Annotated in this window: 22 protein-coding genes, 1 pseudogene and 1 riboswitch; of the genes and pseudogenes, 16 read left to right on the forward strand and 7 right to left on the reverse strand. The window is 67.6% G+C overall.

The features are described from left to right. The 7 genes from AvAM_RS11885 (at position 1) to AvAM_RS11915 (ending at position 6,661) form a co-directional block, all read left to right on the forward strand. The gene (locus AvAM_RS11885; protein WP_137747253.1) at positions 1-1,227 is read left to right on the forward strand and encodes an acyl-CoA dehydrogenase family protein; all 1,227 of its coding nucleotides are present in this window, start codon (positions 1-3) and stop codon (positions 1,225-1,227) included. A gap of 64 nt (positions 1,228-1,291) precedes the next feature. Then, a complete protein-coding gene (locus AvAM_RS11890) occupies positions 1,292-2,980 on the forward strand; it encodes a long-chain fatty acid--CoA ligase (RefSeq protein ID WP_137747254.1) in 1,689 nt (562 codons plus the stop codon). A 120-nt stretch (positions 2,981-3,100) separates the two neighbouring features. Then, positions 3,101-4,270, forward strand: coding sequence for a serine hydrolase (locus AvAM_RS11895; protein WP_137747255.1), 1,170 nt, complete (start codon positions 3,101-3,103; stop codon positions 4,268-4,270). Positions 4,271-4,520: 250 nt separating this feature from the next. Beyond that, positions 4,521-5,063, forward strand: a complete 543-nt coding sequence (locus AvAM_RS11900; RefSeq protein ID WP_137747256.1) for a shikimate kinase — start codon at positions 4,521-4,523, stop codon at positions 5,061-5,063. Between the two features lie 102 nt (positions 5,064-5,165). Continuing rightward, positions 5,166-5,465 (forward strand): DUF6881 domain-containing protein, encoded by a 300-nt coding sequence (locus AvAM_RS11905; protein ID WP_137747257.1) that lies wholly within the window; start codon positions 5,166-5,168, stop codon positions 5,463-5,465. 68 nt (positions 5,466-5,533) lie between these two features. Further along, positions 5,534-5,944, forward strand: coding sequence for a hypothetical protein (locus tag AvAM_RS11910; protein WP_137747258.1), 411 nt, complete (start codon positions 5,534-5,536; stop codon positions 5,942-5,944). Between the two features lie 237 nt (positions 5,945-6,181). Further along, complete coding sequence (locus tag AvAM_RS11915; RefSeq protein WP_137747259.1) at positions 6,182-6,661, forward strand: VOC family protein; 480 nt, start codon at positions 6,182-6,184, stop codon at positions 6,659-6,661. Between the two features lie 103 nt (positions 6,662-6,764). Here AvAM_RS11915 and AvAM_RS11920 read toward each other — a convergent pair whose 3' ends face one another. Continuing rightward, positions 6,765-7,688 carry a LysR family transcriptional regulator gene (locus AvAM_RS11920; RefSeq protein ID WP_137747260.1) on the reverse strand — a complete coding sequence of 308 codons (924 nt, stop codon included), beginning with the start codon at positions 7,686-7,688 and terminating at the stop codon, positions 6,765-6,767. A gap of 158 nt (positions 7,689-7,846) precedes the next feature. Here AvAM_RS11920 and AvAM_RS11925 point away from each other — a divergent pair, with 158 nt between their 5' ends. Beyond that, a complete protein-coding gene (locus tag AvAM_RS11925; RefSeq protein WP_137747261.1) occupies positions 7,847-8,248 on the forward strand; it encodes a RidA family protein in 402 nt (133 codons plus the stop codon). 75 nt (positions 8,249-8,323) lie between these two features. On the opposite strand, the pseudogene metH reads toward AvAM_RS11925, so the two are convergent. From metH to AvAM_RS11940, 3 genes and pseudogenes are all read right to left on the reverse strand, one after another. After that, positions 8,324-11,077: pseudogene (gene metH / locus AvAM_RS11930) on the reverse strand (methionine synthase); the annotation flags it as partial. A 17-nt stretch (positions 11,078-11,094) separates the two neighbouring features. Beyond that, a riboswitch (S-adenosyl-L-homocysteine riboswitch) is annotated at positions 11,095-11,196 on the reverse strand. Positions 11,197-11,238: 42 nt separating this feature from the next. Then, the gene (locus AvAM_RS11935; protein WP_137747263.1) at positions 11,239-11,994 is read right to left on the reverse strand and encodes a hypothetical protein; all 756 of its coding nucleotides are present in this window, start codon (positions 11,992-11,994) and stop codon (positions 11,239-11,241) included. An 88-nt stretch (positions 11,995-12,082) separates the two neighbouring features. Beyond that, entirely contained in the window at positions 12,083-12,538 is a 456-nt protein-coding gene (locus tag AvAM_RS11940) for a PACE efflux transporter (RefSeq protein WP_056057131.1), read from the reverse strand. 74 nt (positions 12,539-12,612) lie between these two features. On the opposite strand from AvAM_RS11940, the gene AvAM_RS11945 reads away from it, so the two are divergent. Beyond that, positions 12,613-13,554, forward strand: coding sequence for a LysR family transcriptional regulator (locus AvAM_RS11945; RefSeq protein WP_137747264.1), 942 nt, complete (start codon positions 12,613-12,615; stop codon positions 13,552-13,554). Positions 13,555-13,637: 83 nt separating this feature from the next. Here the strand turns inward: AvAM_RS11945 and AvAM_RS11950 are convergent, their stop codons facing one another. After that, a complete protein-coding gene (locus AvAM_RS11950; protein ID WP_137747265.1) occupies positions 13,638-14,441 on the reverse strand; it encodes an MBL fold metallo-hydrolase in 804 nt (267 codons plus the stop codon). 117 nt (positions 14,442-14,558) lie between these two features. On the opposite strand from AvAM_RS11950, the gene AvAM_RS11955 reads away from it, so the two are divergent. The 7 genes from AvAM_RS11955 to AvAM_RS11985 all read left to right on the forward strand — a co-directional run bounded on the left by AvAM_RS11955 (position 14,559) and on the right by AvAM_RS11985 (position 23,017). Then, positions 14,559-15,539: a helix-turn-helix domain-containing protein gene (locus AvAM_RS11955; protein ID WP_137747266.1), complete on the forward strand. Its 981-nt coding sequence runs from the start codon at positions 14,559-14,561 to the stop codon at positions 15,537-15,539. A gap of 129 nt (positions 15,540-15,668) precedes the next feature. Continuing rightward, on the forward strand, positions 15,669-16,073 hold the full coding sequence (locus AvAM_RS11960; protein WP_137747267.1) for a GFA family protein: 405 nt from the start codon (positions 15,669-15,671) through the stop codon (positions 16,071-16,073). Between the two features lie 51 nt (positions 16,074-16,124). After that, positions 16,125-16,970: a PPK2 family polyphosphate kinase gene (locus AvAM_RS11965; protein ID WP_137747268.1), complete on the forward strand. Its 846-nt coding sequence runs from the start codon at positions 16,125-16,127 to the stop codon at positions 16,968-16,970. A 216-nt stretch (positions 16,971-17,186) separates the two neighbouring features. Further along, a complete protein-coding gene (locus tag AvAM_RS11970) occupies positions 17,187-18,491 on the forward strand; it encodes a Glu/Leu/Phe/Val dehydrogenase (RefSeq protein WP_137747269.1) in 1,305 nt (434 codons plus the stop codon). 316 nt (positions 18,492-18,807) lie between these two features. Then, positions 18,808-20,463, forward strand: a complete 1,656-nt coding sequence (locus AvAM_RS11975; RefSeq protein ID WP_137747270.1) for a class I adenylate-forming enzyme family protein — start codon at positions 18,808-18,810, stop codon at positions 20,461-20,463. Beyond that, the gene (locus tag AvAM_RS11980) at positions 20,460-21,824 is read left to right on the forward strand and encodes an MFS transporter (protein ID WP_137747271.1); all 1,365 of its coding nucleotides are present in this window, start codon (positions 20,460-20,462) and stop codon (positions 21,822-21,824) included. Before AvAM_RS11975 ends, AvAM_RS11980 begins: the two co-directional genes overlap by 4 nt. A 104-nt stretch (positions 21,825-21,928) precedes the next feature. Continuing rightward, positions 21,929-23,017, forward strand: coding sequence for a sensor domain-containing diguanylate cyclase (locus AvAM_RS11985; RefSeq protein WP_137747272.1), 1,089 nt, complete (start codon positions 21,929-21,931; stop codon positions 23,015-23,017). A gap of 18 nt (positions 23,018-23,035) precedes the next feature. On the opposite strand, the gene AvAM_RS11990 is transcribed toward AvAM_RS11985, so the two are convergent. Both AvAM_RS11990 and AvAM_RS11995 read right to left on the reverse strand, forming a co-directional pair. Continuing rightward, a complete protein-coding gene (locus tag AvAM_RS11990) occupies positions 23,036-23,860 on the reverse strand; it encodes an EAL domain-containing protein (RefSeq protein WP_137747273.1) in 825 nt (274 codons plus the stop codon). Positions 23,861-23,988: 128 nt separating this feature from the next. Beyond that, positions 23,989-25,119 carry a hypothetical protein gene (locus tag AvAM_RS11995; RefSeq protein ID WP_137747274.1) on the reverse strand — a complete coding sequence of 377 codons (1,131 nt, stop codon included), beginning with the start codon at positions 25,117-25,119 and terminating at the stop codon, positions 23,989-23,991. Positions 25,120-25,128: the final 9 nt, after the last annotated feature.

Raw genomic sequence — 25,128 nt, forward strand, 5'->3', positions numbered from 1 at the left:
ATGGACTTCACCTATTCCCCCAAGGTCACAGCCCTGCAGCAGCGCCTGACGGCGTTCATGGAGGAACACATCTACCCTGCCGAATCGGTGTACCACCACGAGGTGGCCGCCAACCGCAAGGCGGGCAACCCGTGGTTGCCCACGAAGGTGATGGAAGACCTCAAGGCCAAGGCCAAGGCCGCCAACCTCTGGAACCTGTTCCTGCCCGAATCCAACCTGGGCGCAGGCCTGACCAACCTGGAGTACGCGCCTCTGTGCGAAATCATGGGCCGCTCGCACATTGCGCCCGAAGCCTTCAACTGCTCGGCGCCCGACACCGGCAACATGGAGACGCTGGCGCGCTACGCTACACCCGAACAGCAGCAGCGCTGGCTGCTGCCGCTGCTCGACGGCACCATCCGCTCGGCGTTTGCCATGACGGAGCCCGACGTGGCCTCGTCCGACGCCACCAACATCGAAGCCCGCATCGAGCGCGACGGCGACCACTACGTGATCAACGGGCGCAAGTGGTGGACCTCGGGCGCGCCCGACCCGCGCTGCAAGATCCTGATCTTCATGGGCAAGACCGACCCCGACCATGCCAACCGGCACCAGCAGCAGTCGATGATCCTCGTGCCCATGGACACGCCCGGCGTGACCATGGAACGCGCCCTGCCCGTGTTCGGCTACGACCACGCGCCCCATGGCCACGGCGAGGTGAGTTTTGAGAACGTGCGCGTGCCGGTGTCCAACATCCTGCTGGGCGAGGGGCGCGGCTTCGAGATCGCCCAGGGCCGCCTGGGCCCCGGGCGCATCCACCACTGCATGCGCCTGATTGGCGTAGCCGAGCGCGCGCTGGAGCTGATGTGCCAACGCGCCCTGGGCCGCGTGGCCTTCCACCGCCCCGTGGCCGACCAGGGCGTGACGCGCGAGCGCATCGCCAACGCGCGCATCCTCATCGACCAGGCGCGTTTCCTGGTGCTCAACGCCGCGCAGATGATGGACACCGTGGGCAACAAGGTCGCGCGCAAGGAGATCGCGATGATCAAGGTGGCCGCCCCCAGCATGGCCTGCCAGGTGATCGACTGGGCCATGCAGGTGCATGGCGGCGGCGGCGTGAGCGACGACTTCCCGCTGGCGGCCGCCTATGCCCAGGCCCGCACCCTGCGGTTTGCCGACGGCCCTGACGAGGTGCACCGCAACGCCATCGCCAAGGACGAACTGGCGCGCCACCTGAAGCGCGCATGATGATGATGACGGCGGGCGCCCTGCCACGCCCGCCCGACGATGCCTGACCCCAAGGAGCTTCCCCATGTCCGACCGCCACCTGGCCCACTGGCCGCCGGGGCTGCCCCGCCACCTCACGCTGCCGCAGACGCATCTGTTTCACAACGCCGAGGTGTCGGCCGCGCGCTACCCGGACAAGCCCTTTCTGGTGTTCTACGACACGCTGGTGACCTTCCGCCAGTTCCAGCAGCAGGCCGAGCACATCGCGGGCTTCTTGCAGCAGGTGTGTGGCGTGAAGGCGGGCGACCGCGTGCTGCTGTACATGCAGAACAGCCCGCAGTGGATTTTGGCGTTCTACGGCATCCTGCGCGCCAACGCGGTGGTGGTGCCGGTGAACCCCATGAACCTCACCGACGAGCTGCGCCACTACGTGCACGACAGCGGTGCCACCGTGGCCTTTGTGCCGCAGGACCTGCATGCGCAGGCGCAGCCGCTGGTGGATGTGGCCGGCGGTGCAGGCACGCTGCAGCACCTGATCGTGGCCGCCTACAGCGACTACCTGCAGGTGCCCACCGACCTGCCCGTGCCCGCGTTCGTCAGCGCACCGCGCCAGGCCATCGATGCCCCCGGCGTCACGCTGTGGAGCGACATGCTGGCGCAGCAGCGCCCCCCCGGCCCCATCACCACCGGGCCGGACGACCTGTGCGTGATGCCCTACACCTCGGGCACCACCGGCCACCCCAAGGGCTGCATGCACACGCACCGCAGCGCCATGAGCACGCTGGTGGGCGGCGCGCAGTGGTTTGCGCGCACGCAGGATTCGACCTACCTCACGGTGCTGCCGCTGTTCCACGTCACCGGCATGTCGGGCAGCATGAACGGGCCGCTGTTTGTGGGCGCCACCGTGGTCGTGCTGCCGCGCTGGGACCGCGACGCGGCCGCCCAGCTCATCCAGCGCTACCGGGTCACCATCTGGCAGGCCATCTCGACCATGGTGGTGGACTTTCTGGCCAACCCGCGCATCGCCGACTACGACATCAGCAGCATCCAGGCCATACGCGGCGGCGGCGCGGCCATGCCCAAGGCCGTGGCGCAGCGCCTGAAGGACCTGACCGGGCTCGACTACGTGGAGGGCTACGGCATGTCTGAAACCATGGCCGCCACGCACATCAACCCGCCCCACCGCCCCAAGCCGCAGTGCCTGGGCATCCCGGTGTTCGACGTGGATGCGCGCGTGGTGGACCCGGCCACCTTCACCGAACTGCCCCCGGGCGAGATTGGCGAGATCGTGGTGCATGGCCCCCAGGTCATGCTGGGCTACTGGAACAACCCGCGGGCCTCGGCCGACAGCTTTGTGACGCTGGATGGCAAGCGCTTTCTGCGCACGGGCGACCTGGCGCAGGTGGACGAGGACGGCTACTTCTTCATGGTGGACCGGCTCAAGCGCATGATCAATGCGTCGGGCTTCAAGGTCTGGCCCGCCGAGGTCGAAGCCATGATGTACGCCCACCCTGCCATCCAGGAGGTGTGCGTGATCGCGGCGCACGACGCGCGCCGGGGCGAAACGGTGAAGGCCCTGGTCGTGCTGCGCGACGCCTTCAAGGGCCAGGTGAGCGAGCAGTCCATCATCGACTGGAGCCACGAACACATGGCCGCCTACAAAAGCCCGCGCATCGTGCAGCTGGTGGACAGCCTGCCCAAGTCCGGCACGGGCAAGGTGCAGTGGCGCGAGCTGCAAGAGCAGGAGCGCAGCCGCACGGCTGCCGGTGCCTGATCTGATGCGCCGCTCAGTTCAAAAAAATGCTATTATTTTTATAGCTGCTAGCGCTTGTCTACTAAGCGCTAGCAGCCAAAATACCTCTAACACCACGGCCTTCACCACCCCATGCACCCCATGCACCCCACCGCCCTCGCCCGCCTGCGCTCCGTGCTGCAAACCCATGTGGACCAGGGCCTGCTGCCCGGTGCCGTGGCCCTGGTCCACCACCGGGGCCACACGGTGCTGAACACGGCGGTGGGCCACCAGCGCCCGCCCAGCGCCGAATCGGCGGTGCCCGCCATGGCGCCCGACACGGTGTTCCGCATCTATTCCATGACCAAGCCCATCGCCTCGCTGGTGGCGATGATGCTCATGGAAGAAGGCCGCCTGCTGCTGTCGCACCCCGTGGCGCACTACCTGCCCGCGTTTGCCGGCCAGCGCGTGTACGACGAAGCCACCGGCACCACCGCCCCCGTGCAGCGCGAGGCCACGGTGCACGACCTGCTGCGCCACACCGCCGGCCTGAGCTACGCGTGGGAGGCCGGCACCGTGCCCGACGCCTACCGCGCCGCCCGCGTCGGCTCGCGCCGTCACAGCAATGCGGACCTGGTCGCGGCGCTGGGCCCCTTGCCCCTGGTCCACCAGCCCGGCACCCGCTGGGAATACAGCCGCGCCACCGACGTGCTGGGCGCGGTGCTGGAAGTGATCGAGGGCGAAAGCCTGGGCGCCCTCCTGCAGCGCCGCGTGTTCGGCCCCCTGGGCATGCGCGACACGGGCTTCTCGGTGCCTGTCGCCCAGCAGCACCGCCTGGCCGAGGCCTTTGAGCGCGACCCGCAGACCGGCCTTGGCATGCCGCTGATCGACGTGACCGCCCCGCCCGTGTTCGAGTCGGCCGGTGGCGGGCTGGTGTCTACCGCCAGCGACTACGCGCGCTTTCTGCAGCTCATGCTGGGCCGGGGCACCGCCCCCGGGTCGGACGGCCCCAACGGCATTGACGCCCCCGTTCGCCTGCTGGGCCGCGCCACGGTGGACTTCATGACCGCCGACCACTTGGGCGGCCTGCCCGTGGCGGGCGACATCCTGCCCTCCGGCTACGGCTTTGGCCTGGGCGTGGCCGTGCGCACCGCCACCGGCCAGGCCACCCGCCCGGGATCGGCCGGGCACTACAGCTGGAGCGGCCTGGGCGGCACCTTCTTCTTTGTGGACCCTGCGGAAGACCTGTTCGCCATCCTGCTCACGCAGGCGCCCGGCCAGCTGCGGTATCTGTGCGAGTTGTATCCGGCGTTGGTGTATGCCGCACTGTGATTCGGACACCCCCCTGAGGAGCTTCGCTCCTTCACCCCCGCTCTCGCGCTGCGCGCGGGCAGGGGGACGACGCCCTCGCTGCGGGGCGGCCCTTGCTCGGCGTCCACTGGTCTGGGTCGCGCCAGTTGCTAAGGCCGTGCCGGACATGCGGTGCGCGGGGGCAGGCTTACACTCGGCGTCCAGTCACGGCACGCGACACAGCCCCACCCGCAGTGCACAAGCCCGTCCCCCAGACCTCTTTCTTGAACCTATGCAGATTCGCTGCGCACTGGTCGGCATGCCCGGCTCGGGCAAATCCACCGTCGGCCGGCAACTGGCCCACCGGGCGGGCGTGCCCTTCATCGATCTGGACCACCGGCTGGAACAGACCCTGGGCACCACCATCCGCAGCTTCTTCGAGGCCGAAGGCGAAGCCCGCTTCCGTGACATCGAATCCCAGGTGCTGGCCGACGTGGCCTGCCAGCCCGGCGGCATGGTCCTGTCCACCGGCGGCGGCGCCGTGCTGCGCCCCGAGAACCGCGAGGTGCTGCGCCAGTTCGGCAACGTGCTGTACCTGCGCGCCTCGCCCGAAGAAATCTTCAAGCGCGTCAAACACGACAAGACCCGCCCCCTGCTGCAAGGCGGCAACCCCATGGACAAGCTGCGCGACCTCTACGCCCAGCGCGACCACCTGTACCGCGAAACCGCCCACTACGTGATCGAGACCGGGCGGCCGTCGGTGCACACGCTGGTCAACATGGTGATGATGCAGCTGGAGATGGCGGAGAGCGCGGGTGGGGCGGGGTCGCGCTGAAGGGCAAGACAATGCGCGGGTCCGGGCGCGGTTAAAGGCTTATTGATTCAGACAACCAACGGCAGATAACGGCCAGAACCAGACATTCGTCACAGACTCTCAGTGAACTCCACCAAAAAGTACATCGACGTGCTCTGGAAGCACCAAAGCGACGAGGACCCCATTCGATTGGTGTCGGAGCTTGGCGTGGACCGTTCCGAGTTGCGCAAGCTGGAGTTCTTCAGAGACGGCACAGTCGATGCTGCGGACTGTGGCCGCGAGTCTCCGCGAACGCGTCTTGGTATCGGTGCCGTGCCTCCGTTGGACGAAATCAACCAAGACCCGCAATTCGAAGGCTCAGCCATCACGGAGGAAGCATTCGAGGCGATGTGGCTTGAACATGCCCACTCTGCGAAGCAGTGATCAAAGGCAGAATGCGGCCAGGAGCCGACCTTCGCCAATAGCACCCGAGACAGCATCAACGAGCACAATTGGAACTACCGTTGGGAACAATCAGAGTCGTCGCGTACAAGACAGTGGGCGCAGTAGGTTTCGAGATTGATCGAAACGAGCTGGAAGAGATCCTTGGTCCATCCGACCGACAAGTGAAATCCCGTATCTGGGCATTGGAACTGCACTACGCTGCAGGCGTGTATCGATTCGGACAAGACGGCAAGCTGAAGGAGGTTTCGATTGACTCTTCCCAATTGGAGATCGAGGGCGAGAGCGTCTCCTTCACAGGTCTTAAACTCTTCTTCGAACAATGCGATGATGAGTTGTTTGCGCGCTATGGGTTTTTGGTGAGTCCCAGATTTGGCATGGCATTCGATCAACACTATCCATCATGGGTCACGGCCTTCACTCATAGCGAACTTTCGCTTTGGCGATCAATAAAAGGCTGAGAGCCGCATAGCGAGCCCTTTGACGGCTGCCTGTAGGTATCGGCGATGACTGCAATGGGCGCACAGCGTCAGTCGCGACGACGCGTTGGCCAATGACCGCTTCGGAGGACGGCGAAGGACCGGGTTGGGCCCATTCCAGCCGAATCACAAAGGTTCAAGCGGCACCGCACAAACTGCCAAAATCGCGGCTCCACCCCGCTCGGCCCGAGCATCCGCTGGCCCCGACAGGAGCACCCCATGCCCCCCAAAACCACCCTCTGCCTCTGGTTCAACGGCACGGCGCTGGAGGCGGCGACGTTCTACGCGGCCACCTTTCCCGACAGCGCCGTGGGGCGGGTGATGCATGCGCCCGGCGACTACCCCGCAGGGCACCAGGGCGATGTGCTGACGGTGGAGTTCACGGTGCTGGGCATCCCGTGCCTGGGGCTGAACGGCGGCCCGGCCTTCGCGCACAGCGAGGCGTTTTCGTTCCAGATCGCGACGGAGGACCAGGCCGAGACCGACCGGCTGTGGAACGCGATTGTGGGCAATGGCGGGCAGGAGAGCGCCTGCGGCTGGTGCAAGGACCGGTGGGGGCTGTCGTGGCAGATCACGCCACGGGTGCTGACGCAGGCCATCAATGATCCCGACCGCGCAGCGGCCAAGCGGGCCTTTGACGCGATGATGGGCATGCACAAAATTGATGTGGCGGCGATTGAGGCGGCGTGGCGCGGATGAGGGGGGGCGCAGGTTTTTGCACTTTGCCCAGTGCATTTTTCTGACTCAAAACACTGCCTTGCGCCTGTCCAGCAATCTTTGTCAGCTATTCATTCAATAGCATTCACCTGCTGCGCCCCACCACCGGCGCATGCAGCGCCATCAACCCCGCCACCCAGTCGATGAACACCCGCACCTTGGCGCTCACATGCCGTTGGGGTGGGTAGGCCACGTACAGCGGCATGGGTGCCAGCGTCCAGTCCTGCAGCAGGGGCACCAGCTCGCCAGTGGCCACGTGGGGGCTAGCCATGTAGTCGGGCAGCCAGAGCACGCCCAGGCCCGCCAGGCCTGCGGCCAGGTAGGCGTTGCCGTCGTCCACGGCGCAAACATCGTGGCCCTGGGCGCGCACGTGTTCGGTGCCACGGCGCATCTCGAACGGCAGGGGCTGGCCGGTGCGCGCCCACAAAAAACCCACGGTGCGGTGGTGCGGGCCTTCCAGCGCCTGCGGGTGCTCGGGCGTGCCCGCGCGCTGCAGGTAGCTGGGGGCGGCGTACACGCGCAATTGCAGGTCGCCCACATGGCGTGCGACCAGCGCGGGGTTGGTGATGGCGCCGCCGCGCACCACGCAGTCCACGTTGTCGCCCACCATGTCCACGGGGCGGTCGCTCACGCCCATGTGCAGGAGGATATCGGGGTACTGCGCGTGGAACGCGGGCAGCGCGGGGATGAGGACCAGGCGCGCCAGCGGGCTGGGCACATCCACCCGCAGGCGGCCCCGGGGTGCAGTGGCGGCGGTGGAGACACTGGCGTCGGCATCGTCCAGATCGGCCAGCAGGCGCACCACGCGCTCGTAGTAGGCGGCGCCGTCGGGGGTAACCTGCACGCGCCGGGTGGTGCGGTGCAGGAGCTTCACGCGCAAGCGGGCTTCGAGCTGCTGCACCAGCTGGGTGACGGTGGTGCGGCTCATATTCAGGGTAAGGGCGGCTTTGGTGAAGCTGCCAGATTCCACAACGCGGGCGAAGGCCTGCAAGGCGTCAAAACGGTCCATGGCGTGTAGGTCGTTGGGGCATGTTGAAGCAGCAACACGCCCACCATTGTTTGGCGATCAGGAACAGTGGTGCGCAGATTAGCCTGTTTATCAGAACAACGCGCGCTTCTACAGTGCCTTCATCGCAATCATCTGCCCTGCAGAACGAAAGGAATCCCATGCCCCACCGTGATGTTGTCTTCCCCGCAGGCCGCCAGGCGCTGTACGAACGCAACCGCTATTCGCCCGCCGTGCGTGCCAACGGTTTCCTGTTTGTCTCGGGCCAGGTGGGCAGCCGCGAGGACGGCTCGCCCGAGCCCGACCTGGCCGCGCAGGTGCGCCTGGCGTTCACCAACCTCAATGCTGTGCTGCAGGCTGCGGGCTGCACGTTTGACGATGTGGTGGATGTGACGATGTTTGTGGTCAACCCTGAGGCGAACTTCGCAACCGTCTGGGGCGTCGTGCCCGAGTTCTGGGGCGAAGCGCCGCACCCTACGCTGACGGGCATCGGGGTGACCTGGCTGTACGGCTTTCAGTTCGAGATCAAGGTGATTGCGAAGCTGCCGGACAGCCAGGGCTGATGGGCTGGAAAATTTGAATTAAATAGGCCGCCACCGCCCATCCACCAAGCGCTGGCAGCTATCCAATCAATAGCGCTACAGGTTCGGCGCCAGCAGGCGTTCCAGCACCTTCTCATCCATGCCCCGGCGCTCGGCCATGTCGTGCAGCTGGTCTTCGCCGATCTTGCCGACGTTGAAGTACACCGCGTCGGGGTGGCCAATGTAGAAGCCGCTCACGCTGGCGGCGGGGGTCATGGCCAGGCTCTCGGTCAGGCCCATGCCGATCTCTTCGCACTGCAGCAGGCTGAAGAGGTCGGTCTTGGCGCTGTGGTCCGGGCAGGCGGGGTAGCCGGGCGCGGGGCGGATGCCTGCGTACTTCTCGGCAATCATCTCGTCGTTGCTCAGCTGCTCGCCCGCCGCATAGCCCCACAGGTCGGTGCGCACGCGCTGGTGCAGGCATTCGGCAAAGGCTTCGGCCAGGCGGTCGGCCAGGCTCTTGAGCATGATGGCGGAGTAGTCGTCCAGCGCATCCACAAAGGCCTGCTCCTTCTTCTCCACGCCCAGGCCTGCGGTCACGGCGAACAGGCCTGCGTAGTCGGCAATGCCGCTGTCCTTGGGCGCGACGAAGTCGGCCAGGCAGCGGCTGGGGCGCATCACGCCGTCGATCATCTGCTTTTCGGTCTGCTGGCGCATGCCGTACCAGGTCATGGCAACCTGGGTGCGGGTTTCATCGGTGTAGAACTCGATGTCGTCGCCCACGCTGTTGGCGGGGTAGAGCGCCAGCACACCACTGGCGCTGAGCCAGCGGCCTTCGGTGAGCTTTTTCAGCATCGCCTGGCCGTCGGCAAACACGCGCGTGGCCTCCACGCCCACCACCTCGTCGGTGAGGATGGCGGGGTACGGGCCTGCCAGGTCCCAGGTCTGGAAGAACGGGCCCCAGTCGATGTACTTGGCCAGCTCGGCCAGGTCGAAGTTCTTGAACACGCGGCGGCCCAGCAGGCGTGGCGTGGGCGGCACGTAGGTGCTGAAGTTGACGGGCGTGCGGTTGGCGCGGGCTTTCTCCAGCGACCACATGGGCGTCTGCTTTTTGTTGGCGTGCTGGGTGCGCACCTTGTCGTAGTCAGCGTTGAGTTCCTGCACGTAGCTGTCCACGCCGTCGCCCAGCAGGCTCTGCGCCACGCTCACGCTGCGCGAGGCGTCGGGCACGTAGACCACGGGGCCTTCGTAGTGCGGCGCGATCTTGACAGCCGTGTGCACGCGGCTGGTGGTGGCGCCGCCAATGAGCAGCGGGATCTTCTTGATGCGGAAGTGGTCGTCCTTCTGCATCTCGCCGGCCACGTACTGCATTTCTTCGAGGCTGGGCGTGATCAGGCCCGACAGGCCCACGATGTCGGCCCCCTCGACCTTGGCACGCGCCAGGATCTCGTGGCAGGGCACCATCACGCCCATGTTCACCACCTCGAAGTTGTTGCACTGAAGCACAACGGTGACGATGTTCTTGCCGATGTCGTGCACGTCGCCCTTGACGGTGGCGATGATGATCTTGCCCTTGCTGCGCACGTCGCGGCCCGCCAGTTCGTCCTGGCGCTTTTCTTCCTCGATGTAGGGGATCAGGTGGGCCACGGCGCTTTTCATCACGCGCGCCGACTTCACCACCTGGGGCAGGAACATCTTGCCCGCGCCGAACAAGTCGCCCACCACGTTCATGCCGTCCATGAGCGGGCCTTCGATCACGTGCAGCGGGCGGCCGCCCTTGGCAACGATGGCCTGGTAGGCCTCTTCGGTGTCTTCGACGATGAAATCGGTGATGCCGTGCACCAGCGCGTGGGAGAGGCGCTCGCCCACGGTCTTGGGCGCTTCGGGCGTGCCGCGCCATTCGAGCTTCTTGCTCTCGTCCTTGGCGCCGCTCTTGGCGGTTTCGGCAATCTCCACCAGGCGCTCGCCCGCATCGGCGCGGCGGTTGAGCACCACGTCTTCCACACGCTCGCGCAGCACGGGTTCGAGGTCGTCGTACACGCCCACCATGCCCGCGTTGACGATGCCCATGTCCATGCCCGCCTGGATGGCGTGGTACAGGAACACGGTGTGGATGGCCTCGCGCACCGGGTCGTTGCCACGGAAGCTGAACGATACGTTGGACACACCGCCCGACACCTTGGCGCCCGGCAGGTTCTGCTTGATCCAGCGCGTGGCTTCGATGAAATCGACCGCGTAGTTGTTGTGCTCTTCAATGCCGGTAGCCACCGCGAAGATGTTGGGGTCGAAGATGATGTCTTCGGGTGGGAAGCCCACCTCATCGACCAGCACGCGGTAGGCGCGTTCGCAGATCTCGATCTTGCGGGCGTAGGTGTCGGCCTGGCCCACTTCGTCAAACGCCATCACCACGGCGGCGGCGCCGTAGCGGCGCACCAGGCGTGCCTCGTGCTTGAACTTCTCCACGCCCTCTTTCATGCTGATGGAGTTGACGATGCCCTTGCCCTGGATGCAGCGCAGACCGGCCTCGATCACGTCCCACTTGGAGCTGTCCACCATGATGGGCACACGGGCGATGTCGGGCTCGGAGGCGATGAGCTGCAGAAAGCGCACCATGGCGGCCTTGCTGTCGAGCATGGCCTCGTCCATGTTGATGTCGATGACCTGGGCGCCGTTCTCGACCTGCTGGCGCGCCACGGCCAGGGCCTCTTCGTACTGGCCGTTCAAAATCATGCGCGCGAACGCCTTGGAGCCGGTGACGTTGGTGCGCTCGCCGATGTTGACGAACAAAGTGCCCTCGCCAATGGAGACGGGCTCCAGGCCAGACAGCTTCATGGGGGGGACGGACGGGGCAGACGCGGACATAGGACTCACCTGTGCAGGGGCAGCAGAAAAACAGGTGAGCGTCGTTGCGGTGGGGCTTGAATAGCTTTTGGAGTGCCCAAGCCTGACGGCTTCACCATGGCGGTGGGGCCGCTGCAACGCTCCTTGGGCAAGGGGCGGATTTTACCGGGTGATACGAGCTGGCGTTCGCCGCCTCAGCGCACGGGCAGGAATTGCAAAAAGGTACCGCCCACAATGCCCTGCACATAGCTGATGGCCGCGCGGCGGTACTTTTCGGTGGTGAAGGCGGCCAGCAGGTCCAGCCGCGCAATGATCTTGCCGAACTCGCGCTCGAAGCTCAGGTTGCGGCCCTGGGCGCCGATCTCGTCGGCCAGCAGCAGCGGCTGGCCCTGGGCATTGCGGCGCTGGGCGAGCAGCCAGGCGGCGGTTTCGACATTGCGCGCGGCGTTGTAGAGGTGCTGGGCGTCCACGCCGTCGAGCAGGAAGAACTCCGTCTTGCCGCCATGGGCGGTGATGACCATGTCGGCCGTGGCATGGATGAAGGCCGCCACGCGGTCGCCTGCGAACTCGGGCGCCAGGGCCAGTGCCATGGCGGCGATGTCGCGGCGGCCCTGCAGTGGGGCCCAGGGCTGGCGCTGTAACACGGCGGTGCGCAGCTGCTCCAGCGCCTGCTCGCGGCTGGTGGCAGTGCCCTTGCGCCATTCGGCGGGGTTGCGGCGGTAGAGCTTGTCGGCCAGGCGCAGCAGGCCGTCCAGGTTCTCCTGCATGGCCAGGGTGGCCATGCGGTTGGCGTCGGACTGGGCCAGCTCGGTGGCATGGGTGGGCGCGCCTTTCACCTCGCCACGCGGCGTGGGGGCGTTGCTGGCACAGCCTGCCAGCACGCAGCAGGCCACCACGCCAGCCCACCAACCCGGCAACCCCCGCAGCAGCAATAAAAACGGCCCACGCATGCGGCCGATTATGGGTGGCGGCAAAGCGCCCCTGCCCGCCGCCGAACGGCGGTTGACATTGTTTGAAGAAACGCGCTCTGGGCTGTTCTTACGACGCCGCCATGGCCGATGCAGGCAGGCCGAACAGGTGGTCAAACACCCAGTTGAAGACAAAGGTGTAGCAGAGGAAGAACACGATGAGCCCCAGGTCCATCACAAACGCGTGCCACAGGCTCACGCCGAACCACCAGGCAAACAGCGGCACCAGCGTGAAGACCAGGCCGCCCTCGAACCCGATGGCGTGCGCCACGCGCCGCGCCACGCTGCGCCCGCGCACGGGCTGGCGCGCCTCCCAGCGCTCGAACGCCCAGTTGAAGACGATGTTCCAGACGATGGCGATCACCGAGGCCGCCACCGCCACCACGCTCGAATGCCCCGCGCCCTGGCCCGTGAGCAGCGCCAGGCCCACCGTGGCGGCGCCAATGGCGATCAGCTCGTACAGGGTCACGTAGATCACGCGGCGCTTGACGCCTTGCAGGCCAAAAAGAGTGGGTGTCTTGTCCATGGCCGGTACTTTATATTCGCTGCACTGACACATAAAGTCAGCTTATTTCAGTTTTACTGATAGATCAAACCGCCATGGCCTTCAACTCCGACAGCGTGCAGGTGTTTCTGACCGTGCTCGACCAGGGCTCGTTTTCGGCCGCCGCGCGGGCGCTGTCGCGCGTGCCATCGGCCGTGAGCATGACGATGGCGCACCTGGAGGCCGAGCTGGATGTGCAGCTGTTTGACCGCAGCGGCCGCGAGCCCCGCCCCACAGCGGCTGCGCGCGCGCTGGAGCCCCAGGCGCGGCTGCTGGCCCAGCAGCTGCAGCAGCTCAACGCCCAGGCGCTGGCGCTGACCCAGGGGCTGGAGGAGCGCCTGACCCTGGCCATTGCCCCCGAGCTGCTGGCCGCGCGCTGGCGGGGGCCGCTGGCGACGCTGGCGCACGAGTACCCGCTGCTGCAGGTGGAGGTGCTGGCCGCGCCGCAGGTGGACGCGCTGGCGCTGCTGCACAGCGGGCGGGCGCAGCTGGCGCTGGTGTTCGAGCGGCCCAGCATCGACGGGCGCGAGGGGTTCCAGGAGGTGGGCACCGAAACCTTGGTGGCCGTGATCGCTCCCGATCACCCCGTGCTGGCCGGGGCCCGCGCCGCCGCCCAGGCGCGCGGCGAGCCGCCCGAGGGCGCGATGCTGCGCGAGGAGCACCTCACCACCACGCGCCAGATCGTGGTGGCCAGCCGCGACCTGGGGCAGACCGACCCGCGTTTTGTGTTTGCCCGCCACCACTGGCGCACCGACAACCACCTGGCCGCGCTGGGCCTGATCGAGGCTGGGCTGGGCTGGGGCTGGCAGCCGCGCGCGCTGGTGCAGCCGCGCATTGCGGCGGGCACGCTGGTGGAAATGCCGTTTGAAAACCTCAGCAACGGCACGGCGCTGTGGGTGGATGTGGTGTGGTCCAAAGAGCGGCCGCTGGGCCTGGGCGCCGCGCGGTTTGTGGCGCTGATGCGCGACAGCGCCACGCTGGAAGGGGTGGCGCGGTGACGCGCTGAAGGCGAAAGATACGAGTCAAAAACGGCTTCTCCGCGCGTCCACAATGCCTTCATAGCTATTGTTTGCATAGCAAACTACGCTTGCACAGCCGCGTATTCGCGGCGCTCGCCGTCCTCGGGCACCCACAGGCGGTCGGCCCAGCCACCATCCTCCGCCCGCTGGCGCACGGCGGTGCGGGTGGTGGGGCAGTGGTCCAGCGCCTCCAGGTGGTTGACCACGATGGCGCCCCGGGTGTGCTGCGCGGCCTCGGCCATGTCGGCCGCGTCCATGAGGATTTCTGCCCCCAGGTCAAAACGCGCGCCACCGGCGGGCAGCACCGCCACCTCGGGCTGCAGGCGCGCCAGGCAGTCGCGCACGGTGGGCGTGAGCATGGTGTCGCCCGCCAGGTAGACGCTGGGCTCGCCCGGCAGCTCCAGCAGGTAGCCGTGGCCATGCTCCATCAGGCGGCCCACCCAGCCGGTGCCGTGCACACAGGGGATGGGTGTGATGTGGCCGCCCAGCACCAGCGGCTGGCGCCCCGGCCCCGCCAGCGGCAGCACCTGCAGACCCCGCTGCGCAAGGTAGCCCGCATCGCGCGGCATGCACAGCACGGGAATCTGCCGCTCGCGCAGAAAGCGCTTTCCCATGCGGTCCAGGTGGTCGAAGTGGCCGCGCTGGCAGTGGGTGATGAGGGCGTGGGTCACACGCTGCAGCAGCGCGTCTGTGCCTGCGGGCAGTTCCACGATGGGATTGCGCTGGCGCCCTGCGCCCAGGTAGCGCAGCGCGGGCAGGCTGCCCCGGGGCGCGAGCATGGGGTCCACCAGCAGGCCCACGGGGCGGCCTTCGGCGGAGGTGAATTCAAGCAACACGGTAGCGTTGCGCAATTGGGTGATCTGCATGGCGGGGCTCCAGAGCCGGTGGGAATGCCATGGATTGTTGGGATTCGTGGGTGCGGCGAGAATGGCCAGGTTGGACAACTTCTTTCCAATTTCTGCCACTCCCACCTGCACCGCACCATGCCCCCGCCATCCTTGCCTCCCCTGCGCCTGGCCCTGCTGCTGTACCCCGGCTGCATGCCCGCCGGCCTGTTTGCCACGGCCGACCTGGCACGTGCAGCCAACCTGCGCGCGCAGCGCGCTGTGGTCACCACCTGCTGGGCGGGGGTGGATCTGGCGCCCGTGCCCACCTGGCAGGGCCCGGCCCTCACGCCCGGCGTGGCGCTGGCGCAGGCCGAGGTGGATGCGGTGCTGGTGCCCGGCCTGTGGCTGTCGTCGCCCGACGGCTGGCAGGCGCCCGCGCTGCAGCAGCAGCTGGCACCCGCCGTGGCGGCGCTGCGCGCCCTGCCCCGCCGCACCCGGGTGTGGAGCTACTGCGCCGGGGTGGCGCTGGCCGCCGCCAGCGGCCGCTTGCGCGGGCGCGGCGCCACGGCCACCTGGTGGCTGCGCGCGGCGCTGGAACAGCAGTTTGGCGCGGTGCATTGGCGCTTTGACGAGCCGCTGGTGGAAGACGGCCCCGCCACCACCGCCGCAGGCGCCAACGGCCACCTGCCGCTGATGCTGCACGCGCTGGCCCAGCGGCTCGATGCCGCCGCGCTGGGCGACCTGCAGTCGCTGCTGATGCTGCCGCGCCCGCGCACCACCCACCCCGCGTTTGCGGAGCACGACCTGATGGCTGTGACCGATCCCACCCTGCGCCGCGCGCTGCTGTGGGTGCAGCGTTGCCCCGCCACCGCGCTGCGCCTGCCCGCGCTGGCCGAGGCGCTGGCGCTGTCGCCCCGCACACTGGCACGCCGGGTGCAGGCGCACACGGGGCTGTCGGCCGCGCTGTGGATGCGGCGCATCAAGCTGCGCCAGGTGGGCGAGGCGCTGTGCGACACGCCCCTGCCCCTCAAGCGCATTGCCGAAGATTTGGGCTTTGCCAGCGAGGCGGGCCTGCACCGCGCGTTCCAGCAGGCCACGGGGCAGACGCCGCTGGCCTACCGCATGGCACATGGTTGAAGGCCCCGGATTGACAGTCAGCCGGTGGTCGCGGCATCGTTCACCCGAAGGATGCCGCCGGGCGCAAGGTTTGCGAACATGCCCCGCCCACCCACACCCACACCCACAGCGCAACAACAGGACCCCGCCATGACCGCCACCACCCACACCGCCACCTGCCACTGCGGCGCCGTTGCCGTCGAAGCCACACTGGACCTGGCCCAGCCCACCTACCGCTGCAACTGCAGCATCTGCCGCCGCACCCGCTTCTGGCCTGCGGTGGCCTTGCCGGGCGGCTTTCGCATCGTGCGGGGGCAGGATGACCTCACGCGCTACACCTTTGGCAGCCACAAGAACCACCACTACTTCTGCCGCCACTGCGGCGTGCGCGTGTTTGGCCACGGCGCCGAGACACCCATGGGCGAGATGTATGGCGTGAACGTGGGCTGCATCGATGGCCTGGCGGACGAAGACCTGGCGCGCCTGGCCGTGGTGCGGGTGGACGGGCTGCACGACCAGTGGCAGCAGGCACCGGCGCACAGCGGGTATCTTTGAGGACCTGTTGAAATTACCGGCGCACCGCGCCGCACTGCCAGGAGCCCGCCCGTGCCTTCACCGTTTGCCACCACCCCGTCCTCCCTGCTGCAGCGCCTGCAGCCCTGGCAGCCGCCGGGCAAGCCCATGTCACTGGACGACATTGACCCCGGCGCCAAGCCCTTCTCGCTGGGCGACAAGGCCCGCGACAAGGCGGCGGTGGAGGAGCTGGCGGTGGAGCTGGATGCGCTGCAGAACCTGTTCTACGCCGACAAGCGCTACAAGCTGCTGGTGGTGCTGCAGGGCACGGATACCTCGGGCAAGGACGGCACGATCCGGGGCGTGTTCGGCCGCATGAGCGCCCTGGGCGTGCACGCCGTGGGCTGGAAGGCGCCCACCGAGACCGAGCGCGCCCACGACTACCTCTGGCGCATCCACCAGCAGGTGCCGCAGGCGGGCGACATCACCGTGTTCAACCGCAGCCACTATGAGGACGTGCTGGTGCCCGTGGTCAACGGCTGGATCACGCCCGAGCAGCACCAGCAGCGGCTGGCGCACATCAACGACTTTGAACGCATGCTCAGCGAGACGGGCACCATCGTGCTGAAGTTTCTGCTGCACATCGGCAAGGACGAGCAGCGCGAGCGCCTGCAGGAGCGGCTGGACGACCCCGCCAAGCACTGGAAATTCAGCATGGGCGACATCGATGCGCGCAAGCAGTGGGCCGACTACCGCCGCGCCTACAACACGCTGCTGGCGGCCACCCACACGCCCTGGGCGCCCTGGACCATCGTGCCCGCCGATTCCAAGACGCACCGCAATCTGATGATTGCCACGGTGCTGCGTGCGGTGCTGCAGAACCTGGACCTGCGCTACCCGGCGGGCGACCCGGCGCTGGCGCATGTCACCGTCGCGTAGGCCTGCCAAGCAGGGCCCGGGCAGCCCCTGAGCGGGGCCAGGCAACGCGCCTTTCAGCGCGCTCCGGGGCCCCTTTTTTTGCTGCAGCGCCGCATAAACAGGTGCTTTCCACTGGTTATGCATTATTTGCATAGCACTCAAACACTCCGGCCTTAGACAGCGTGCAACCGCAGGCATAAGCTTCGCGGCTTGAACTGATCCCACAAGGAATTCACCATGTCTTCACCCACTGGCGCTGCCAGCCCCACCCACTCCCTGCCCTCGTACCTGCAGGCCGACCACCTCGGCCCCTGGGGCAACTACCTGCAGCAGGTGGACCGCGTCACCCCTTACCTGGGCAACCTGGCGCGTTGGGTGGAAACGCTCAAGCGCCCCAAGCGCATCCTGATCGTGGACGTGCCGATCGAGCTGGACAACGGCACCATCGCCCACTACGAAGGCTACCGCGTGCAGCACAACCTGAGCCGGGGCCCCGGCAAGGGCGGCGTGCGTTTTCACCAGGACGTGACGCTGTCCGAGGTGATGGCCCTGTCGGCCTGGATGTCGGTGAAGAATGCTGCGGTGAACGTGCCCTACGGCGGTGCCAAGGGCGGCATCCGCGTGGACCCCAAGAAGCTGTCGATGGGTGAGCTGGAGCGCCTGACGCGCCGCTACACCAGCGAAATCGGCTTGCTGATCGGCCCCTCCAAGGACATCCCCGCCCCCGACGTGAACACCAACGGCCAGGTCATGGCCTGGATGATGGACACGTACTCGATGAACGTGGGCGCCACCGCCACCGGCGTGGTCACCGGCAAGCCCGTGGACCTGGGCGGCTCGCTGGGCCGTGTCGAAGCCACCGGCCGGGGTGTGTTCACCGTGGGCGTGGAAGCCGCCAAGCTGACCGGCCTGCATCTGGACGGCGCCCGCGTGGCCGTGCAGGGCTTTGGCAACGTGGGCGGGATTGCCGCCAAGCTGTTTGCCGAAGCCGGCGCCAAGGTGGTGGCCGTGCAAGACCACACCGGCACCATCTTCAACAGCAAGGGCGTGGATGTGCCCGCATTGCTGGCGCATGTGAAGACCCGGGGCGGCGTGGGCGGCTTTGCTGGCGCCGACGTGATGAAGGCCGAGGAGTTCTGGGGCGTGGATTGCGAGATCCTGATCCCTGCCGCACTCGAAGGCCAGATCACCAAAGACAACGCGGGCCAGATCAAGGCCAAGCTCGTGATCGAAGGCGCCAACGGCCCCACGACCACCGAGGCCGACGACATCCTGCACGACAAGGGCGTGCTGGTGCTGCCCGACGTGATCGCCAACGCTGGCGGCGTGACGGTGAGCTACTTTGAGTGGGTGCAGGATTTCTCCAGCTTCTTCTGGAGCGAGGACGAGATCAACGCCCGCTTGGTGCGCATCATGCAAGAGGCCTTTGCGGGCATCTGGCAGGTGGCGCAAGAGCACAAGGTGAGCCTGCGCACCGCCACCTTCATCGTGGCCTGCCAGCGCATCCTGCACGCCCGCGAAATGCGTGGCCTGTACCCATAAGCCTTCGCCCGTGATTCAGGCCAACGTCCCTGACCCGGGACAGGCCTGCACACCCACCGCCAGCCGCTGCGATCCAGCCCTGGCGGTTTTTTTCTGGCCGGTACATCGCCCGGCATCCGGCGGCCGACCTGCGATTTGTTGTGCTGCGGCGACGCGGACCCCGATATATGCCCGCCGTTGGTGGGGCCAGAACGACCGCGCAGGCGAATCCGAAACACAAAGATACGTACGCATACAAATGGTCATGTCTTGACACGCCTCGGCGTGAAAAACTTCCTGGACACAGTTTCAACAAGCCCTCTCCAGGGAGACTCCGATGGCTTTTCCATCCTTGCGCAGCCTTGTCGCGCGTTTTCTGCTCAACCGCCTGCGCACCGCGCGCTCGGTGGCGCGCCTGGCCTACCGGCGCTATGCCCACAAGCCTGCGCTGATTGACCGGCGCGGCACCCTCACCTACGCGCAGCTGCAGGAGCGCGTGTATCGCCTGCAGGCCTGGATGCAGGCCCAGGGCGTGAAGAAGGGCGACGTGGTCTTCACCTGGCTGCCCGAAACCGGCGAGCAGTACGAAACCCGGCTGGCCACCTTCGAGAACGGCACCATCTTTGCGAGCTTTCACAAGCACCTGCCCGCCGACGCGGCGCTCACCACCATGGGCCGCGTCAAGCCCACGGTGTTCATCCACGACCCGCTGCTGAGCGCCCCCATCCTGCAGGCCGTGCGCGAACAGCTGCCCGGCCTGCGCGTGCTGGCGCTGGGGGATGAATACGAACAGGCCCTGGCGCAGCACGCCCCCGCAGCAGGCACGGCCGACGTGCACGAGGACGACGTGTTTGCCCTGCACATGACCTCGGGCACCACGGGGCTGCCCAAGTCTATCGGCTACAGCAACCGCAAGTACCTGGACAGCGTGCGCCTGATCTCGCGCGCCATCGACTTCAAGCCCCCGGCCAACGGGCCGGACGTGAACATGCTGGGCCTGCCGCTCACCGGCCCGGGCTCGGGCCTGGTGCTGCCCACACTGCTGGCAGGCGCGGCGCTGGTGATGCCCGAGGACTTCCGCGCCACCACGCTGGCCGGGCTGATCCAGAAGCACCGCGTGTCGCGCGCGTTCCTGTCGCCCTCGGCCATCATTGACCTGCTGGACGAGCCCACGCTGGACCAGTACGACCTGTCGTCCCTGACCCACGTGCCCTACGGCTCGGAGATGATGCCCGCGCCCAAGATCGCCGAGGCCATCCGCCGCTTCGGGCCCATCTTTCAGCAGGGCTATGGCTGCCTGGAGGCCCTGCCCCCCATCACCTGGCTGCTGCCGCACGAGCATGTGGACGCGCAGGGCAACCCGCTAGGCAACGACATCCTCTCCACCGTGGGCCGCGTGATGCCGGGGGTAGACGTGGTGATCCGCGACGATCAGTTTGCGCCGCTGCCCCCGGGCCAGATGGGTCTGATCACCGTGATGACGCCGGTGCGGTTTGAGGGCTACTGGCTCGACCCCGAAAAGACCAGCGAAACCCTGCGCGATGGCTGGGTGGTGATGGGCGATGTGGGCTACTTTGATGCGGCGGGCTACCTGCATGTGCTGGGCCGCAGCGCCGACCGCGTGGCGCGCCACGGCCACGCGCTCAACCCGCGTGAGATCGAAGAGGTGGCGCATTGCCACCCCGCCGTGAAGGAGGCCTGCCTGGTGCAACACGGCAGCGCCGCCGTGCTGGTGGTGAGCCTGCGGCAAAGCTGGCGCAGCGACCGCAGCACACAGCCGCTGGAACATGATCTGGCGGAATTCCTGGTGCAGCACCTGCCTGTGGAGATGCAGCCCGACGATGTGCGCGTGGTACCCGAGATCCCGCGCAGTTTCCTCAACAAGATGCTGCGCCGCGAAGTGCGCCTGATGCTGGAGGCCGCCCCGCCCCGAACACTGGCCCCTGCGGTCGCCGACCACATCACCGGTCAACCCGCAGCCGCGCACCCATGAGCCCCTCCGCGAGCCGCCTGAGCCTGGGCACCAAACTCGGCTACGCCGTGGGCAATGTCGGCCTGCAGATGCTGATTGCCGCCATGAGTTTTCTGCTCATGATCTTCTACACCGACGTGGCCCTGGTGCCGCCCGCCGTGGCGGGCGCGGCGCTGCTGGTGGGCAAGGTGTGGGACACCATCAACGACCCGCTGTTTGGCTGGATGACCGACCGCACCCGCTCACGCCATGGCCGCCACCGCGTGTACCTGATCTACGGCGCGATTCCGCTGGGGCTGGCGGCGGCCGCCGTGTGGATGGTGCCGCCAGGCCTCTCGCCCGTGGCCGCATTCCTGTGGATCGCCATCACCTACACCGTGTTCGACACCATGATGACCCTGGTGCAGCTGCCCTACCAGGCCATGGCCGCGAACATGACGCAGGACTATGACGAGCGCACCAGCCTCACGGCGTTTGCGTCGATGGGCGCGCTGCTGGGTTTTTTTGCGGGCAGCGTGCTCATGCCCGTGCTGGTGCGCGCCGCGCCCGATGCGCGCACGGGCTACGCGCTGGCGGGCGCCGTGTTTGGCCTGGTGGCGGGCGTGGCCGTGGCCGTGGTGGCCTGGCGCGTGCGCGAGCCTGCAGCCAGTGCCCCACCGGCCACCGAGGCCCACGCACCGCCCCTGTGGGCCAGCGTGCGCGCCACGCTGGGCACCACGCTGCACAACCGCCCTTTTCTGCTGCTGATGAGTGCCGCCACCCTGGTGCGCCTGGGCCTCACGCTGGTGCAGGCCTCGCTGGCCTACTTCGTGATCTACCAGCTGCAGGGCGACAAGGGCGACCTGCCCCGCTTCATGGGCACCCTGCTCGGGGTGGTGGGGCTGTCGCTGTTTGTGTGGAAGGTGGTGGTAGACCGCTGGGAGAAGAACCGGGCCTACATCCTCGGGCTGGTGTTGTGCGCAGCCGGGCTGCTGGCGCTGTACTGGGTGAAGCCCGGTGACCAGCACCTGATGACCACGATCCTGGTGGTGGTGGGCATCGGCATGGGCGCGCACTGGATCGTGCCCTTTGCCATGGTGCCCGACACCATCGACCACGGCCACATGCAGGCGGGCGAGCGCCAGACGGGCATGTACTACGGGCTCTACGGCCTGATGGACAAGCTAGCGCGCACGCTCGCCACGGTGCTGGTGGCAGGCATGTTGGACGTGACGGGTTATGTGCCGAATGTGGTGCAGTCGGCCGATGCACTGCAGGGCATCACCCTGATGACCGGCGTGCTGCCCGGTCTGTGTCTGGTGCTGGCGATTCCGCTGCTGCTGGCGTACCCCATCACGCGCTCGCGCCACGCAGAGATTCGGGGCCACACCGGCATGCGCTGATCCTGCGCAAAGCCTGGGTGGAGGGTTTTTGCGCGCAGGAGCGCCGCCGCCTGCGGGGATCGTGTACCTTCGAGCAGCCCCACCCGGTTCCCTGCACCACCCCCATGACGGAATGGCCACTCCCCCCTCCCGCCGACGAAGCCCGCATCCAGGCGGCGCTTTGCGATCCGCAGCGGCTGGCCGCGGTGCATGACAGCGGTTTGCTCGACAGCATTGCGGAAGAGAGTTTTGACCGTTTGACCCGGCTGGCATCCAAGATCACCGGGGCGCCCGTCGCCTTCGTGTCGCTGCTGGACGCGCACCGTGACTTCTACAAAAGCACGTTCGGCCTGGACGGGCCTTTGAACTCCCTGCGGCAGCTCACGGGGCGGACCTTCTGCCACTACGCCCTCGTGTCGGAGGAGCCCCTGGTGCTGGAAGACGCCACACAGCTGCCTGTGTTCCGCGAGGTGCCCACCGTGGCGTCCCTGGGGGTGCGGGCCTATGCGGGCATTCCCCTGACCACCGAGGCGGGGCAGGTGCTAGGCAGTTTTTGCGCGGTGGATTTCAAGGCCAAGCGGTGGACGACGCAGGACATCGAAATTTTGCAGGAGCTGGCCCACTCCGCCATGCGCGAAATCCGGTTGCGCCGGGCACTGCACGACGCCGAGGTGCTGAACCAACAGCTGGTGCAGCAGCAGCGCAAGGTGGACGAGCTGAACCAGGCGCTCCACGAGCTGGCCCGGACCGACCCGCTCACCGGCTTGCACAACCGGCGTGCTTTTGACGACAGCCTGGGGCTGGAGATAGCCGCCGTAGAGCGCACGCGGTCGCCCCTGAGCCTGCTGGTGCTGGACGTGGACCATTTCAAGCAGATCAATGACAGCTTCGGCCACGACGCCGGGGACAAGGTGCTGCGCTCCATCGCCCAGGTGCTCAGCGGCTGCGTCCGGATCATCGACATCGTGGCCCGGGTGGGCGGCGAAGAGTTTGCGGTGATCCTGCCCCACACCGACGCGCAGGGCGCCCACGAGGTGGCCCAGCGCATGCGTGTTGCGGTGGCCCAGGCAAGCTGGCTGAGCCAGCCCACCACCATCAGCATTGGCGCAGCCAGCCTGCGCACTGCCGAGACCGCCTGCAGCCTTTTTGCGCGGGCTGACGCCGCGCTGTACGCCGCCAAGAAGTCCGGGCGCAACCGCGTGGTGGCGGCGTAGGCGCCAACCCCCAAACGCTCAGCGGGGCTGGACGTCAAGCGCCAAGGCGTCCACCGTGGCCACCGAGCGAAAGGCCGGCTTGGCAAACAGGTAGCCCTGCATCAGGCGGATGCCCACGTCGAACAGGAAATCACGTTCAGCAGCTGTCTCGATGCCCTCGGCCACAACCTGGATGCCCATGTCTTCGCACAGGCGCACCAGATTGCGCACGATGGCCTGGCGGGCGCGGTTGGTATCGACGTTGCGGATCAGGTCCATGTCGATCTTGATGATGTCGGGCTGAAAATCCGACAGCAGCTTCAGGCCTGCAAAACCGGCGCCAAAGTCGTCAATGGCGGTCTGGAATCCGCAGCGCTTGTACTCGCGCAGGATCTGTGCAAACCAGGGGCCGTCCTCGATGCGCTCGCCCTCGGTCACCTCGAAGATGATCTGAGAGAGCGGAAAACCATGGGCCCGGGCCGCCTCCAGCGTCGTGCGGATGCACACCTCGGGCTTGTAGATCGCATTGGGCAGGAAGTTGATCGACACCGGCTGCGTCAGCCCCAGCTCGGCCGCGCCCTTGATGGCCTTGACCCGGCAGGCCTGGTCGAAGCGGTAGCGGTTGTGGTCGTTGACCTGGGACAGCACGGTCATCGCCCCCTCGCCGTTGGGGCCACGCACCAGCGCTTCATGCGCAAAAACCACGCGGCGCCCTACGTCCACGATGGGGTGGTAGGCATAGTCAAACTGAAAGCCCAGGCCCACGGCCTTGCCGCAGTCATCGCAGTCACGGGGCGTGCCACCCAGCGGCACGAAATCGGCAGGAAACGAAGGGTTGGACGGGGAGAGAGGAAGCGGGGGCATGGATCCGATTCTCCGTTCGATTCACAAGACAGACAGGGTTACAGGATTTGACATCGCACGGGCCACTGGCTGCAAATAGCCCTGCGGAAAGACAGGTGTGCGGCGGCCTCATATCGCGGTGCCGAAGGTCAGGCACTGGGCACCGGTCCCACCGGTTCGGGCGGCAGCACGCCCCGCATCGCCAGGCAAAACGGCTGCACGCAAGCCGCCCGCGCCGCATAGGGGCAGCCCACCGTTTCGCACAGGCCCGATGCGCCATTGCGCGCGCGGTCTTCCTCACGCGGCACCTGGCCGCTGGCCTGCAGCACGGCCATCTGCGTCCAGGGGTCGAGACGGCCCGTGGCCTGCTGCAGCATGTCGCGGCCATACACGGTGGCGGCCAGCTGCGGCTGAAAGTCCAGCACCAGCAGCGCACTGGTGCGCGGCGCTGCGGCGTCCGCCCCCTGCAGCACCAGGGCCAGCACGCCCGACTGCAGCGCCTGCGCGGGGCCGGCAAAAGGCACCTGCAGCGGCACCGCCCCCGGTGCGCCCGCAGCCCCCTGCGCAGATGCAGGCGTGGGCGCAGGCTGCTGCGATGCGATCCAGGGCACCGGCACGCGCAGGGTCAGCGCAAAACTGCGCGGGCCTTCGGGGGTCAGCACCGCACCCTGGCGCACCAGCCAGGTCTGCAGCGGCGGTGTGTCTGCATCCAGCGCCCCACGCTCCAGGTCCTGCGCCAGCCCCACGGGCCAGGGCTGCGCGGCCACCACCCGCTGCGGGGCGCCACTGCCTGCCGTGACCTGCTCCAGCACCGCACGCACCATGCCCATCAGCGGCGCACTGAGGCCGGTGGCGGGCCAGTCCGCCCCCCGCACGGGGGCAGCACCCGCTGCGGGGGCAGGCGCCCCCACGGGCAGCGGCGGGGGCGGCAGGGGCCCGCGGGCAGCCAGCCCCGGCCGCGTGCCTGGCGCAGCCCCCACGGCACCCGCGCCGGGGCCCGCCGCTTCGCGCCGGGGCTCAAACCCGGCCCCCAGTTGCTCGCGCGCCTGGGGCGAGATGCTGGCCTTGTCGGCCGGTACCGGCAAAGGCCCTGCCGCCGGGCTGGGCGACGTGGCCGTGGGCGGCGGCGCACTGGCATCGGCCGGGGGCAGCGGCGCGGGGGCCACGCCGGGTTTCTTGTCCAGCCCCAGCAGCGCCGTCTGCCGCTGCAGCGCGGCCTCGGCCAGAAACTGGGCCACAGGGGGCAAGGCGCTGCGCGAAGGGTCGATGGGGAGGGCCATACAGGGCAA

This window comes from Acidovorax sp. NB1, assembly GCF_005405905.1.
Classification (GTDB): Bacteria; Pseudomonadota; Gammaproteobacteria; order Burkholderiales; family Burkholderiaceae_C; genus Acidovorax.